The sequence below is a fragment of the Synergistaceae bacterium genome (assembly GCA_031272035.1).
Lineage (GTDB): Bacteria > Synergistota > Synergistia > Synergistales > Aminobacteriaceae > JAISSA01.
Map to the genome: position 1 here is coordinate 1 of JAISUO010000020.1, position 13,026 is coordinate 13,026.

Annotated in this window: 13 protein-coding genes; 2 read left to right on the forward strand and 11 right to left on the reverse strand. The window is 54.0% G+C overall.

Annotated features, from left to right (window positions below; translation table 11 throughout):
* The 6 genes from LBR61_02190 to LBR61_02215 form a co-directional block, all read right to left on the reverse strand.
* Positions 1-993 (reverse strand): N-6 DNA methylase (locus tag LBR61_02190; protein ID MDR1730884.1); only part of this gene is annotated, 993 nt, incomplete at its 3' end.
* A 102-nt stretch (positions 994-1,095) separates the two neighbouring features.
* Positions 1,096-1,677: a nitroreductase family protein gene (locus tag LBR61_02195; protein ID MDR1730885.1), complete on the reverse strand. Its 582-nt coding sequence runs from the start codon at positions 1,675-1,677 to the stop codon at positions 1,096-1,098.
* 13 nt (positions 1,678-1,690) lie between these two features.
* Positions 1,691-2,722: a D-2-hydroxyacid dehydrogenase gene (locus LBR61_02200; GenBank protein ID MDR1730886.1), complete on the reverse strand. Its 1,032-nt coding sequence runs from the start codon at positions 2,720-2,722 to the stop codon at positions 1,691-1,693.
* Positions 2,723-2,744: 22 nt separating this feature from the next.
* Positions 2,745-4,244, reverse strand: a complete 1,500-nt coding sequence (locus tag LBR61_02205; GenBank protein MDR1730887.1) for a tripartite tricarboxylate transporter permease — start codon at positions 4,242-4,244, stop codon at positions 2,745-2,747.
* Positions 4,245-4,259: 15 nt separating this feature from the next.
* Entirely contained in the window at positions 4,260-4,718 is a 459-nt protein-coding gene (locus LBR61_02210) for a tripartite tricarboxylate transporter TctB family protein (protein MDR1730888.1), read from the reverse strand.
* A 36-nt stretch (positions 4,719-4,754) separates the two neighbouring features.
* A complete protein-coding gene (locus LBR61_02215; protein MDR1730889.1) occupies positions 4,755-5,735 on the reverse strand; it encodes a tripartite tricarboxylate transporter substrate binding protein in 981 nt (326 codons plus the stop codon).
* Positions 5,736-5,851: 116 nt separating this feature from the next.
* Between LBR61_02215 and LBR61_02220 the strand changes: the two genes are divergently transcribed.
* Positions 5,852-6,352 carry a pyridoxamine 5'-phosphate oxidase family protein gene (locus LBR61_02220; GenBank protein ID MDR1730890.1) on the forward strand — a complete coding sequence of 167 codons (501 nt, stop codon included), beginning with the start codon at positions 5,852-5,854 and terminating at the stop codon, positions 6,350-6,352.
* Between the two features lie 159 nt (positions 6,353-6,511).
* Positions 6,512-7,846, forward strand: coding sequence for an FAD-dependent oxidoreductase (locus LBR61_02225; GenBank protein MDR1730891.1), 1,335 nt, complete (start codon positions 6,512-6,514; stop codon positions 7,844-7,846).
* Between the two features lie 94 nt (positions 7,847-7,940).
* Here LBR61_02225 and LBR61_02230 read toward each other — a convergent pair whose 3' ends face one another.
* The 5 genes from LBR61_02230 to LBR61_02250 form a co-directional block, all read right to left on the reverse strand.
* Positions 7,941-8,957, reverse strand: a complete 1,017-nt coding sequence (locus LBR61_02230; protein MDR1730892.1) for a hypothetical protein — start codon at positions 8,955-8,957, stop codon at positions 7,941-7,943.
* Positions 8,958-8,981: 24 nt separating this feature from the next.
* Positions 8,982-10,424 (reverse strand): tripartite tricarboxylate transporter permease, encoded by a 1,443-nt coding sequence (locus LBR61_02235; protein ID MDR1730893.1) that lies wholly within the window; start codon positions 10,422-10,424, stop codon positions 8,982-8,984.
* A gap of 74 nt (positions 10,425-10,498) precedes the next feature.
* Complete coding sequence (locus tag LBR61_02240; GenBank protein ID MDR1730894.1) at positions 10,499-10,963, reverse strand: tripartite tricarboxylate transporter TctB family protein; 465 nt, start codon at positions 10,961-10,963, stop codon at positions 10,499-10,501.
* Between the two features lie 171 nt (positions 10,964-11,134).
* The gene (locus LBR61_02245; GenBank protein MDR1730895.1) at positions 11,135-12,121 is read right to left on the reverse strand and encodes a tripartite tricarboxylate transporter substrate binding protein; all 987 of its coding nucleotides are present in this window, start codon (positions 12,119-12,121) and stop codon (positions 11,135-11,137) included.
* A gap of 227 nt (positions 12,122-12,348) precedes the next feature.
* Entirely contained in the window at positions 12,349-13,002 is a 654-nt protein-coding gene (locus LBR61_02250; protein ID MDR1730896.1) for an SOS response-associated peptidase, read from the reverse strand.
* Between the last annotated feature and the right edge of the window lie 24 nt (positions 13,003-13,026).

Below are 13,026 nucleotides of genomic sequence, written 5' to 3' on the forward strand. Positions count from 1 at the left end.
ACGGAGGAAAAGCGCGAGAAACAGAAGCTCCGTCTTTTTCGTGTTCGTAACCGAAAGCAGCGACGGCGCAATCGCGTCGTGGTCCAGCGAACCCTTGAAAGGCGGATTCGCCAGAACCACGGTGTATTTTTCCGTGTCGTCGTTGTCCTTCGAGAGCGAATCGTGAAATCGGATGTTTGCCTCGTCCATGTTGTGCAGAATCGTGTTCATGGCGGTGATGCGGAGCATGGTCTGATCCGTGTCGTAGCCGGTGAACATTTCCCTTTGGTAGTGGGCGCGGGCCTCTTTGTCGAGCCGCAAGGTTTTTTCGTTGTTTTCGCGGACGTATTCGCCCGCGAGCACGAGAAAGCCGCCCGTTCCGCAGGCGGGGTCGGCAATGAAGTCTTTTATTTGAGGATCGACGAAGCTAACCATCATCCTGACGATGTGCCGCGGCGTCCTGAACTGGCCGATGCGCCCTGCCGTCTGTATCCTGGAAATCATGTACTCGTAGAGGTCGCCTTTGAGATCGTTGTCCCTGAGAGCCTGGGACAAACCATCAATGGCCGTGACCACTTTTTGAGTAATCAGAGGGTTTGGCAATATGAAATTTGCGTTCGACATGTGCTGAGCATAGGCGCTTTTGGCCCCGATTTTCATGCCCTTGACGATATGTTCCGACCCGTTGTCCAGTTTGACGGCGGTATCGATGCCTTTGATGAAAGGGAAGACCCTGTCCCGAAGCAGGTCAAAAATCTTTTCGGGAGAGAGGTCTCTGAATTTACTCCAGCGCAGCGCCTGACCCTGTTCGTCCTGCTGAAAAATGCGCTCGCCCGGCTCTCCGCCGATTAAAGCGTCATCCTGTTCTCTGCGCTCTTCTTCCATATCAAGCAGACGGATGAAAAACAGATATGTGAGTTGCTCTATGACCACCAGCGGATTGGCCATGCCATAGGCATACATATCGTTCCAGATGCCGTCAATTTGACTTTTCAGTTCGCCTGTGATGGCCATTTCATTCTCCTGTTCCACTCCGGATGTACCGTTGTACTAAAAAAAGACGCATAACGCTGGTAAGTGACGAACAAAAATTTATTCAGAAAAGAGCCAGCAGTTCTATGTCACAATATGAACGGTGCCTTCCTTCCGGGCGGGCGGGGTGGAAACGGAGGCGGCGAAGCCGATCGCCGCGGACGAACAGATCGTGTGTTCTCTCGGAATCCCCAGTTCGAACAAATATTCGCGAACGCCCGAATCGTTACGCAGCCAGTGAAGCTGGTTGATGTAACAACTCCCCAAGCCCAGAGACTGCGCGGCGAGAAAAATATTTTCCAGCGCCAGAGCGCAGTCCGCCATGGCGTTTTCGTAGTTCGGGCGGTTGGAGGCCACGATCAGGGTCGGCGCGTGGTGATAAAAGTTGTAGCCGTCTTTTTGCGAATGCTCCTTTGCCTTCTGCTTGCCGGGGTAATCGTCATCCGGCGTCCATCGCTGAAAGCCCTCCCGTACCAGCTCGTTCAGCCGGTGCAGAGCGTCCCGGTTTTGTATGGCGGTGAACAGCCAGCTCTGATTATTCCCTCCGCTTGGAGCCCAAACAGCCGCGTCCAGCAGAATTTTCAGATGCTCCGGCGAAACTTGCCTGTCCAAAAACGAACGGGTGCTTCTACGGGCGTGAATGCAGTTCAACACTTCATTTTCCATGATTAAGTCCTCCTCAAAATTCCCGGGTGGCGTCGACGACGTTGACCAGCCCGCGGCCCGCAAGTTCATTTCTGAGGTTCGTGATCGTGAGGTCGAGGGTCAGAGGCATATAGTTCACCAGGTCGTCCGAGGACACGTGAGGCGTGATGATGAGGTTGGGGGTGTTCCAGAGAGGGGAGTCCGCCGGCAGAGGCTCCACGTCGAACACGTCCAGAATCGCACCGCTCAGTTCCCCCTTCGAGAGTTTTTTTTGAAGGGCCGTCTGGTCCACAAGAGGCCCCCTGGAGACGTTCAGAACTCCGGCGTGTTTGGGCAGCCATCCCAGCACCTCTTCGCCGACGATTCCCCTGGTCTTCGCGGTGAGAGGGGCCGCCACCGCCAGAAAATCCGACTGTGCGAGAACGTCCTTCATCGCCTCCGGCGTCACCATCTTTTCGCAGCAGGGATGGTCGGTCACGTAAGGATCGATGCCCGTCACGCGCAGTCCCATCCGCTGCGCCTGCTTCGCGATTTCCCCGCCCTGATGCCCCACGCCGAAAACCGCCAGCCGCTTCCCTTTGATGACGGAGGTGAAGGCCCTGTCCCACCGGCCGTTTCTCTGGGCCGTGAACAGCCGCGGCATCTGCGCGTTGAGCATGGCGAGATACATGGCGAAGGACTCCCCCGACTTCGGCAGATGGACGCCTCTGTTGTTGACCAGCGTCACGCCCTCGGGAACCCAGTCGAAGGGGGTCACATGCTCCACTCCCGAGCTGATGAAGTGAATCCACCGCAGGCACGGCGCATAACCCCGCAGATTTTCCGTGGGGAAACTGTATCCCACCAGCACGTCGGCGGTCGCCATTTGGCCGTAATATTCCTTCAGGTCGTCTTCCGTCCATCGTGCGACCTCATCCACGGCGCTGCTGCCCAGTGTGACGCGCAATTTTGGCGCCAGGTCCGGATTGCGTTCCAGGAGCCCCTTTACGTGGTCCTCCGTCGCCGTGAATACGACGGCCGAACTTCGGCTGTTTTCGATGTGAATGTGAATTTTGCCGTCATACATAATTTTTTTACTCTTCCTTTCGTCAGGCCGTTTTCCGCGCTCTGGAGGCTTTCCAGGCTTTTTTCAGGAGCGGGAAAATCCAGATGAGGATCGTCAGCGCGCCGAGAGTTCCGGCTATGGGGCGGCTGAAGAAATCCAGCCAGTTGCCTCGGGACTTGACCATCGAAATGATGAAGTTCTTCTCCAGCAGCTCCCCCAGAACGATCGCGAGAAGCATCGGCGATATGGGAAAATCGTTCTCCTCCATGATGTACCCCATCACCCCGAAAATCAGCATGACGAGGACGCCGAAAAGGCTGTTGTTGATCGAGAAAGCCCCGACAATGCAAAAAATGAGAATCACCGGAAGCATGACGAAGGGGGGAATCCTCAGAATGTGACGAAACATTTTGATGGCATAGTAGCCCAGAATCAGCATCAGGACGTTGGCGACCGCAAAGCAGATAAACACGCTGTAGATCACCTCGGGATGCTCCAGAAAAACCGTGGGGCCCGGCTTGAGGTCCTTGATGAAGAGAATTCCGATCACCATCGCCGAGGTCACGTCTCCCGGTATGCCAAAAACAAACGCCGGAATCCAGGCGGCGGCCAGCGCCGAATTGTTGGCGGAGGTGCTTTCGATGATGCCCTCCATGTGCCCTGTGCCGAATTTTTCGGGCGTTTTGGAGAATTTCCGGCTTATGGCGTAGGCAAGCCAGGCGGCGATATCCGCTCCCGCGCCGGGAAGCGCCCCTACCACCACTCCCACGATATTTCCTCTCAAAAACTGGGGGATATGTTCCCTCCAAACCCTGAACATTCCCTTGTAAATGTGGCCGATTTTTCCGCTGTAGGCCACGTCCGGAGGCTTTGTGGCGCTGACCCGCCGCATGATTTCGGGCACGGCGAACAGGCCGATGAGGACGGGAATGACGTGAATGCGGCCCAGCAGCTCCGTGATGCCGAAGGTGAAACGCGGCTGACCGGTGATGGCGTCAAAACCCACCGTCGTCAGGAAGAGCCCCAGAAAGAGCGAGACAATTCCCTTGATGGTGTTCTTCGAGGTCATGAACGTCGCGCAGGTCAGCCCCAGACAGGAGAGCCAGAAATATTCGTAGGTGCTGAAGTTCAGCGCAATCTCCGCCAGAGCGGGGGCCGCGGTCATCAGAGCCGCCAGCCCCACCAGCCCGCCCACCGCGGAGAAGAAGCAGTTGACGCCGAGAACCGTCTCAGCCATGCCCTTTTGGGTCAGCTTGTAGGAGTCGTCGGTGTAGGCTCCCGACGCCGGAGTGCCCGGGATGCGGATCAGCGTCCCGGGAATGTCTCCGGCAAAAACCGCCATCGCGTCGCAGGCGATGACCGCCGCCAGCGCGGGGACGGGGTCCAGAAAAATGGCGATGGGCATAATGAGGGACACCGCCATAATCGCCGTGAGCCCCGGTATGGCGCCGATCACAATGCCGTAAATGGAGGCGGCCAGCATGACCGCCAGTACGTCGAACCGAAAGACCAGCTCGCACGCCTGCGCAATGATGTTCCACATGTCCGCCGCTCCCCCTTACAGACCGATCAGCCCCTCGGGCAGAGGGACCAGCATCAGCTTCGCAAAAAACAGATAGATGAAAATCGCGGTGAGAGCCGACACAAGAAGGGTGGAAAACACCTTTCTCCTGAGCCACCAGATCGTCGCCGTCATCATCGCGAAGGACGTCACCACGAAGCCCAGGGTATCCACCGTCAGCATGTAAAACACGAGATTCAGGGGAATGAGGCAGATATTCGCCACCAGGCGGGGTGATTTCGCCCACTCCCCCATAACGATCAGAGGAGCCTTTGATCGCAGCCCTCCGGCCAGAAGCACGATTCCGCCCCCCAGCATGAACACCGCCGTAAAGGCGGGAAAGAACCCCGATCCATACGCGTAACCCGGAAGAGAGGGAAGGGTCCGTGAATATATCAGAATGAGAACCGAAAAAATTATAATAATTATGCCAAATACCGTGTCGCTGATCTTCATTCGCCGCAACCCTTCCTTAAACTCTTAAACTGTTGTTTATTTTTTGACGAGACCGACCGACTCCATGACTTTTCCGTAGTTGGCGTCCATCTCGGCAAGGAACGCGGCGAACTCGTCGGGTCCCAGGTACGCGGGGGTTTTTCCGGCCTTCTTCATGGTGTCCTGAAACTCCTGAGTCTCCCAGACCTGTTTGACGACGTCGCCGAGTTTGGTCTTCAGCTCCGCGGGCAGCCCGCCGGGGGCCGCTATCCCGCTCCAGGAGTCCAGCAGCCAGTCCGAACCCGTGGCCTCCTTCAGAGTCGGAAGGTCAGGGTAGCCCGAAAGACGCTCTTTGGTTATGGTGACCAGCGGACGCACCCGTTTGGCCGCCGTCAGAGAGGCCGCCTCGTTGGGGGAGCAGACCACGAAGTCCAGCCCGCCGGCCGCGAGGTCCTGAAGAGAGGGGGCCGCGCCTTCGTTGGGAACCCACAGGATGTCCGTCACTTTGAGCCCCTCGGCCTGGACCATTCCCGCGGCGCAGAGGTGCCAGATTCCGCCGTGAGAGGAACCCGACGCCTTCAGCTCGCCGGGCTTCGCCTTTATCGCCGCGATGAGGTCGTTAATGGTTTTATAAGGAGAATCTTCCACCACGTAGACGGCCCCGCCCACCGAAACGATCAGGGCCAGAGGCGTGAGATCCCGGTAGGTGAGGTCCGTGAGGCCGGACCAGTGCATCATGTTCAGCTCGCACTCGATGTCCCCCACCGTGTAGCCATCCGGAGTTCCCTTCGCTATGGCGGTGTGTCCCACGACGCCCTGCCCTCCCGTGCGGTTGATGGGGTTCACCCGCGCGCCGGTGATGTCGGCCATGATCTTCGCCACCAGTCTGGCGTTGAAGTCCGTCCCGCCGCCCGTGGCAAAGGGAATGAGCATCGTGATCGGCTTTTCGGGCCACCTGGAAACGTCAGCCGCCCCTCCGACCGTCGCGGAAAAAAGAACGAGAACAACCGCCGCCGCCAAAACTGCTTTTCTGAACATAAAACATTTCCCTCCCGTTGTGAAATAATATATAGTGCTTTTTAATCACATATCTTGTTATTATATGTGAAATATATCCAATCGAGAAAAAACTTTCGAAGGAGGTTACCGCGGCAATGGACCCCAAATCGACGAAGCCCCACGGGATGAGACGGAAGGACAGAGAAGTGACGGACAGAACCTGGATGGAGGAGATTCTGAAACGCGGGCAGGTGGTCCATATCGCAATGACGGACCCGGAGGGCCATCCTTACATGGTGACCATGGGGTATGGATACCGGGACGGCGCCCTTTACCTGCACGGGGCCAGGGAGGGGCGAAAAAACGACATCCTCGCCGTCCATCCGGAGGTCTGTTTCCAGGTGGTGCTGGACGTGGAGGTGCTCCGGGCTCCGACGGGAGTGGAGTTCAGCATGAAATACCGCAGCGTTACCGGCTTTGGCAGGATCCATACTTTGACGAACTCCTCAGAAAAAAACGAGGCCCTCGCCATTTTAATGCAACAGTATGAGGGCCCTCATGAAAATCTGGACGAAAAAGCCCTGGCAAGGGTCTGGACAGCGCGGCTGGATATCGATAACATGACGGGAAAATGCGCCAATTACAGCGAACCCTGAGTTTTTTCCACTCAAAGTTAATAAAATGACGCAGGGTAAAAATAGGTGACCTTCAGGTTTGTTTTTTGAGAGAATGTAGTATTTTAAAGTAAGGTATTTTGACCGAAGCGATATTCTGAATGTACCGTCAATCAAAAATATGAAAGCGAGGACTTGGACATGAGCAGGATAGTACTGATTGGAGCAAATCACGCGGGGACTGCCGCAGCCAATACCATTTTAGACAATTACAAAGGACACGAGCTCACCATCGTGGACCGAAACGACAACATCAGCTATCTGGGCTGCGGCACGGCGCTCTGGGTCGGGCGCCAGATCGACGGCTACGAGGGCCTGTTTTACTCCTCCGCCGAAACGCTCCAGAGAAAAGGCGCGCGCGTTATGATGGAGACGGAGGTGGACCACATCGACTTTGACGCCAGGCAGGTTTCCGTCACCTCCAAAGGGGGAAAAAAAGAAGTTCTCTCCTATGACAAACTGATTCTCGCCACCGGTTCCCTGCCGATCCTTCCCCCCATTCCGGGGATCGACCTCGCCAACATTCAATCGGTCAAACTGTTTCAGGACGGACGCAAAGCCAACGAGCTCCTGGACTCCCCCGCCACCAAAAGCGTGGCGATCATCGGCGCGGGATACATCGGCGTGGAGCTGGCGGAGGCCGTCCACCGCCGCGGCAGAAAAGCCCTTCTCTTCGAGGCGGAAAACACCAGTCTGGCCGGTTATTACGACGAGGATCTGACCCACGAAATGGACAGGGTTCTGGCCGACATGGGCGTGGAGCTGCACTTCAGCGAGCGCGTGCAATCCTTCCGGGGGGATAAAAAAGTTTCCGCCGTCGTGACCGACAAGGGAGAATATCCCGTGGAAATGGCAATCATGGCCATCGGGTTCCGCCCCAACACCGCACTGGGCAAAGGCGTTCTCGAGACCATCGCCAACGGCGCTTACAAAGTCGACCTGCGGCAGCAGACCAGCAAGCCCGATGTTTACGCCATCGGCGACTGCGCCACCGTGTTCTCCAACGCCCTCCAGGGACCCGCATACATCGCTCTGGCCACCAACGCGGTGCGGAGCGGTATCGTCGCCGGTCACAACGTCTGCGGAACGCCTCTGGAGTCCATCGGCGTGCAGGGGTCCAACGGCATTTCCATCGGCGGGTTCAACATGGTTTCCACCGGGCTGAGCCTCAAGGCGGCCAAAAAAGCCGGTTACGACGCCCTTGCCACGGATTTCGAGGACCTGCAGAAACCCGCGTTCATCAAAAACAACAACTACAGGGTCAAACTGCGCATCGTTTACGACAAAAACACGAGACGCATCCTGGGCGCTCAAATGGCCTCCCGCGAAAACATGTCAATGGGGATCCACATGTTCTCCCTGGCCATTGAGGAAAAACTGACCATCGACCGGCTGAAGCTGCTGGATATTTTCTTCCTGCCGCACTTCAACCAGCCCTACAACTACATCACCATGGCCGCTCTCAGTGCAAAATAGAGCAAAATACGACAATACAAAATAAGGCGAAAAACAAAGGGAACCGGCTCTCCGAATTTTCACGCAAAGCTCGGTTCCCGTTTTTTGTCGTGCATTATTCGATGCGGATCATTTTGATGATATTGGAATATTTGTTGGTGCGGTTTGTCATCAGGAAGATATTGCCTTCGGAATCTCCGCAGATACCGTGTGCCCGGATGTTGGACTCATAATATCCGAACTGGGCCCTGAGCTCCAGGCTGTCCAGGTCGATGATTGCAAAGCCTCCGTCCACCTCGGCGATATAGGCGTACTTATCGTCGGTCCACATCGCGGCGATGCGGAAGAAGTTGCCCTGCAGAACGGCAAGAATCTCACCTGCCGTATTGTAAACATAACCTCTCTTGTTTTCGCGATCCGCGACCCAAACACGGTTGTATTTGTCAATGCAAACGCCATGCGGCAGTCTGTACTGACCGATTTCAGTACCGGGGCCACCCCAGGTTTCCAGATACTCGCCTTCGGGCGAGAATACCTGAACCGCGGCGTTGCCATAACCGTCGGCCGCAAACATCATGCCGTTGGGAGCGACAGCCATTTCGCAGGGCTTATTGAATGGAGGAGCGGCACAGGTGATGGTTTCCAGTCTGGCATAGAACTCGACATAATCGTCCCAGGGGGCATCGACGGGAATTTTACCGTCGCGCTTGAGCTGCATGAACGCGTCATCGTTGCAGCCGCTTTTGCTGGGAACACAAAGATTACCGTAATCACGGACGATTTCACCCGTCTTCGTGATTTCACGGACAGCGTGAACATGGTCGCTGGTATCGGCGACCAGTATGGTGTCATGATTCGTCAGAAAAATGCTGTGCGCTTTGCCAAACAGCCCTTTACCAAAGGAGCGGATAAAATTTCCCTGTTTGTCGAACAGAACAACGGGATGATCCCTGTTGTCGGTTGCGGCGAAAAGATTGTCGCTCTCATCACAGCGGGCGTTCAGGACATGCACGCCAATCAGTTCCTTCGGCCACTTTGCCCAAAGATGATCAATCTTATAGGTAAAGCCCTCGGAGCGGTAGAGAATTTCGCTGTGTTCCGCACGATTATCGAAGCCCCTGATAAATTTCATGATGCAGCTCCTTTACGATATTAACTAAGCTTTCGTTGCTTTTTTCTCTCTGATGACCGTCCACATAATGGAAAATACGCTTAACGCAATCATAACCAGTACGATGGGGCGACTGAGGTAATAAAGCAGGATGGGCGTCGATCTTGCGACCGTGATAGACTGAACCAGACTTTGTTCGGCGAGCGGTCCGAGGATAATTGCGAGAACGATAGGAGAGGTGACCATTTTATGCTTCACCATCAGGTAGCCAAGCAGTCCAAAAATGACCATCGCCCAGACATCCAGAAAACTGAGGTTGACAGAATAACATCCGAGGGTCGCCATGACCGTGATAACAGGTGCGAGAATACTCATCGGGACGGAGACGACCTTGACAAAATAACGGGCTGCCAACAAACCGATGACGCACATAAGGATATTTGAAAAAGTAAAGCCGGAAAGAATGGGGTAGATGACATCTGCATGTCGGGTGAAAAGTTCGCTGCCTGGCACCAGGCCATGCATCGTAAACCCCCCCAGGAGCAGAGCTGCCGTAGGGGCGCCGGGGATACTCAGCGTGAGCAGGGGAATCATGGCGCCGCCTGAAACAGCGTTATTGGCCGCTTCGGAGCAGGCGACGGCCTCCATGGATCCCTTACCATACTCTTCGGGATGTTTGGAGGACTGTTTCCCGACATTAACGGCCAGGAAAGAGGCGATGTCACCGCCCGCGCCGGGCATAATGCCGACAAGAACGCCGATGATTGTGGAACGGATCGTCGGGATAATCAGCCTGCCCAACTCTTTGAACGTGGGCAAAACACGGCCGTGGAGTTTGCTCAGGGCTTTATCTACAATGGCTTTATTCGAGCCGGTATGGGTCTCGGACATCAGGAAGATCTGCGAGATAGAGAACAGGCCAATCAGAACGGGAATCACAGCGAGGCCGGAAGCCAGATAATCGTTGCCATACATGAAACGGGGATAGCCGGTTTGAGCGTCAACGCCGATACAACTGACGGCAAGACCGAAAGCGCCCACAAGCAACCCCTTGATAACGCCGCCGCTGCAAAGGCTGCCGATGATGGTAAGGCCGAACAGGGCAACCATGAATTTTTCAGCCGGTCCAAAGACCAGACAGATTTTTGCGAGCCAGGGAGCGATGAAGAGCAGGGCAATACCGCTCATGAAACCGCCAATACTGGAGCAGACAGTAGAAACGCCCAGAGCCTGCAGGCCACGTCCCTGTACCGTCAGCTCATAACCGTCGTCCGCGGTAGCGGCGGAGGAAGGAGCGCCAGGAGTGTGCAAAAGGATGGCGGTAATACTGCCGCCGTAAATACCCGCGGTGTAAATGGCCATCAGCATGACCAGAGCGGGGATGGGTTTCATCGTATAAGTGATGGGAATCAGCAGGGCAATGCCCATACTGCCGGTAAAACCGGGAAGAGCGCCCAAAATCATGCCCAGGACAATACCAAGCAGCATATAAAGCAAAACTTCTATATTAAAAATTGAAAGAATTGTATTTGCTATTGTCACGCTATACCTCCCCTTTTTCGTTAGAATAGCCAGGCGCTTGGCATGTGAAGTTGCATTTGAACGACAAACATCCAATACAGGAAAGCCAATACGACAATCGTAACAGGAACGATTTTCTTAAAATCACGCTGACCATACAACAGCATGGCAACAGGAAGGTAGATCGCCGAGGCGACGAAAAAGCCGACGTGCTGAATGCAAAAAATATAAACGCACATCAGGCCAAAAACGGTGAAAGGGCGAGCCTTCAGCTCAGGATTTACATCGTCGGCCAAGCCGCGGCGGACTCGGAGGGTCTTGCGAACGCCAATCCCGAGTTCACACAAACTCAGGATCAAGAAAAGACTCAATACCATGGTGGGAAAGTATTTGCTGATTCCCCTGAAGTGAATTGCCTGTATAAGGAAAATTACAGCAATGATTGACAGAAACGCGCCGATGATCAAATCGTTGCTTATAAACTTTTTCCTCTGATCATTGGTCATATTAATTCACCATATCCTTAATTTTGGGAGAGACAAAATCAAAGTAACGGTTCGAAGAAAATTAATATTTATCGAACCGTTACTAATACTGCTTTCGTTTTATTGAATTATGACAGACTCAGCTGGCTTCCTTACAAAATATCAGAATTACAAAATATCCAGAAAATCTTCTCACTTCCAACCGAGCAAAGGCATAATGGTGGACTGATAAAACGCGTCTTCTCTCTTGATCATTTCGATGTATTCCTCACCTGAGAGACAGTTCCAGCCCATACGGTTCTTCAGAAAGTCCTGCTTGCATTGAGGATCATTCATTCCTTTGACAAAAGCGTCGACGATTTTTTTCTGAATGTCTTCGGGGACACCCTTAGGCATGATCAAGCCGCGGTTGGTAGCACCATTGACGTTGACATTTTTGTAACCGAGGGCAGCGCACTCTTCATTGAAGGTCGGGATGTTAGGAGCCAAAGCGTCACGCTTATCGCTGAATGCACAAACAGGTTCGATATTATCACCCAAAGAGGCGAGGTTGCCGACGTTGCATATCATGAAGTCAATAAAGCCGCCCAGCAGTTCCTGGGTCGAATTGGAGTTGGCGTGCATCGGAGTGGTATGTTTGGCGAGTTCGGGGATCGCGTCGAGCATCTTCAGGTAAGCGATGTGGTCATCACCGCCGGTAACAGTAACGGAAATAACGACGTTGTCGTGGCTCAGGCAGTAGTCAAGGAACTCCTTGACGGTGTTTATTTCATATCCCTTACGAACAACCAGAATGTTGGTGTCCGTACAAAAATTGCAGATGTACGCGAAGTCATTCCATCGCTGGGTGTGTTTCATTTCGGGGTCATAACAGGAGAAAAACGCGGGGAAGTTAGTGGTGAAGAGGCTGTAGCCGTCCGGTTTGGCGTTATAGCAACCGAGCCAGTTGACCCAGCCGTTACCTGCGTCGTTATTGACCACGTTGATTCGGGTTCCGAGTATTTTCTCCACATAAGGAAGAAGCAGACGGACGCCAAGATCATAGGATCCTCCCGCCGCGGACAGAACAGTCAGAGTAATCGGGCGATTGGGATAAGCCTCAGCCGCCAAACAGGGTTTGACACCCTCGGATGCCAGAATCAACGACAACGCAAGTAACAGAGCAACTATTTTTCTCATTTTCCTGGTCTCCTTCAAAATGATTTCTATGTTTTTATTTCTCTAAGAATTGGGGAAATATTTTCGTCAAGCTCACATATGCAAGCTCTACTTAATAACAGCATATCATCGAAGTAATAGCTTAGTCAAGTTCTTCTGAAAAGCCCGAAAGCAGAGCATAGTTGGCGCTGTGTCTTTATCGGTGTCAAACCTCCTTCATCATTATAGATCTTCGGGAATGCAGGTTATCAGGCTCGACATCTGTGCTGTCTTTGGAAATTCTCAACATTCTCATCTGGCAGCAACGGAAAGAGCGTGCCTTGTGCTCTTGGTGATTCGGCTTCCCGGTACGCAAGTTCCAACACAGGGGTATTCATGGCCTCCGGGCTGTTCTGCAGCCACGACTCGGCTCTTTCGCGGGGAATGATGACGGGCATCCGGTTGTGGAAATTGTTCAGTTCCGGCGTCGCCGCCCGCGTCAATATCACGAAAGACGGCAATTTAAGGCCCGTTTCCACCCTCCAGCAGCCCGCCATGAAAATAAGGCTGGTGGGTTGAAAAAATTTATATTTGTTTTTCTTTCTTCCGGACTTCAGCCACTCGAAATAGCCGCTTGCCGGGATCAGGCAGCGCCTTTGCAGCATGGACTCACGAAATGTGGGCTTCGTCAAAGCCGTTTCGCTTCGGGCGTTGATGACGGGTTTACTGTCGAAACCGGCAAAGCCCCATTTCATACCCCGGTATTCTCTGACGCCTGTCTGAACCGGTACTACATCGGTGGGGAAGATTTCGCCGTCGAATTTGATTTCAGGCTCAGACCGGGTCGGAGTGCTCCGCTCTGCCGCCTCCACGATTTCCTTCATCGCTTTTTCGTCGATATTGATGTAAAACCTTCCGCACATATTCAAACCTCATTCCGATACTGC

Bases quoted from the DNA above. Each gene is read 5' to 3' on its own strand.
- LBR61_02235 (MDR1730893.1), bottom strand. From the start codon at position 10,424: ATGCTGCTTGGTATTGTCCTGGGCATGATTTTGGGCGCTCTTCCCGGT.
- LBR61_02225 (MDR1730891.1), top strand. From the start codon at position 6,512: ATGAGCAGGATAGTACTGATTGGAGCAAATCACGCGGGGACTGCCGCA.
- LBR61_02230 (MDR1730892.1), bottom strand. From the start codon at position 8,957: ATGAAATTTATCAGGGGCTTCGATAATCGTGCGGAACACAGCGAAATT.
- LBR61_02210 (MDR1730888.1), bottom strand. From the start codon at position 4,718: ATGAAGATCAGCGACACGGTATTTGGCATAATTATTATAATTTTTTCG.
- LBR61_02195 (MDR1730885.1), bottom strand. From the start codon at position 1,677: ATGGAAAATGAAGTGTTGAACTGCATTCACGCCCGTAGAAGCACCCGT.
- LBR61_02205 (MDR1730887.1), bottom strand. From the start codon at position 4,244: ATGTGGAACATCATTGCGCAGGCGTGCGAGCTGGTCTTTCGGTTCGAC.
- LBR61_02200 (MDR1730886.1), bottom strand. From the start codon at position 2,722: ATGTATGACGGCAAAATTCACATTCACATCGAAAACAGCCGAAGTTCG.
- LBR61_02215 (MDR1730889.1), bottom strand. From the start codon at position 5,735: ATGTTCAGAAAAGCAGTTTTGGCGGCGGCGGTTGTTCTCGTTCTTTTT.
- LBR61_02240 (MDR1730894.1), bottom strand. From the start codon at position 10,963: ATGACCAATGATCAGAGGAAAAAGTTTATAAGCAACGATTTGATCATC.
- LBR61_02245 (MDR1730895.1), bottom strand. From the start codon at position 12,121: ATGAGAAAAATAGTTGCTCTGTTACTTGCGTTGTCGTTGATTCTGGCA.
- LBR61_02220 (MDR1730890.1), top strand. From the start codon at position 5,852: ATGGACCCCAAATCGACGAAGCCCCACGGGATGAGACGGAAGGACAGA.
- LBR61_02250 (MDR1730896.1), bottom strand. From the start codon at position 13,002: ATGTGCGGAAGGTTTTACATCAATATCGACGAAAAAGCGATGAAGGAA.